Source organism: Streptomyces sp. MZ04, from assembly GCF_004684775.1.
Classification (GTDB): Bacteria; Actinomycetota; Actinomycetes; order Streptomycetales; family Streptomycetaceae; genus Streptomyces.
In genome coordinates, this window is sequence record NZ_SRIC01000612.1 from 1 (window position 1) to 789 (window position 789).

General features: G+C 73.3%; 1 protein-coding gene. It reads right to left on the reverse strand.

All coding sequences use genetic code 11. The annotated features are described in order from the left end of the window. Positions 1 to 319: 319 nt before the first annotated feature. Entirely contained in the window at positions 320 to 679 is a 360-nt protein-coding gene (locus E2651_RS45880) for a hypothetical protein (protein ID WP_245239570.1), read from the reverse strand. Positions 680 to 789 lie beyond the last annotated feature (110 nt).

Genomic DNA, 789 nt, shown 5'->3' on the forward strand with positions numbered 1-789 from the left:
CACTTCGTAGGGGCCGACGGGTGTGTATAAGAGCCAGGCCCACGCCGCACCCGCAGCGTGACCCAGGGCTCGGCATCCCAGCACCCGACGCCGGAGGCAACTCCTTCGGCGCCGGAGGCAACTCCTTCGGCGCCGGAGGCGAAGCCTGAGGTGACGGCGGCGAAGCCTGAGGGTGAGGTGACGGCGCCGGTTAGGCGTGAGGGTGAGGTGACCGCGCCGGTTAGGCCTGAGGGCGAGGTGACCGCGCCGGTTAAGCCTGAGGAGGCGACCGCCCCGGCGAAGCCCGAAGCCGAGGCGAAGCCCGCTGGGTCGACCCCGGTCAGCTCCGACGCCCCGTGGCACAAGGCCCGCCCGGCGTTCGACGACGCGTCCCAGCCGAAGCCGCCAGCATCGGAAGCCGCGCCAGCACCGGAAGCCGCGCCAGCATCGGAAGCCGCGCCAGCATCGGAAGCCGCGCCAGCATCGGAAGCCGCGCCAGTACCGGAAGCCGCGCCAGTACCGGAAGCCGCGCCAGCATCGGAAGCCGCGCCAGCATCGGAAGCCGCGCCAGCATCGGAAGCCGCGCCAGCACCGGAAGCCGCGCCAGCACCGGAAGCCGCGCCAGTACCGGAAGCCGCGCCAGCATCGGAAGCCGCGCCAGCATCGGAAGCCGCGCCAGCATCGGAAGCCGCGCCAGCATCGGAAGCCGCGCCAGCATCGGAAGCCGGGGCGGCACCCAAGGCGGAGCCGACGCCCCAGGCTGAGCAGAAACCCGAGCCCGGGGCCGAGTCGGCACCCAAGCCCCCCACC

What these genes read in the sequence shown, in the direction of transcription:
- E2651_RS45880 (WP_245239570.1), bottom strand. Translation starts at nt 679, where the DNA reads ATGCTGGCGCGGCTTCCGATGCTGGCGCGGCTTCCGATGCTGGCGCGG.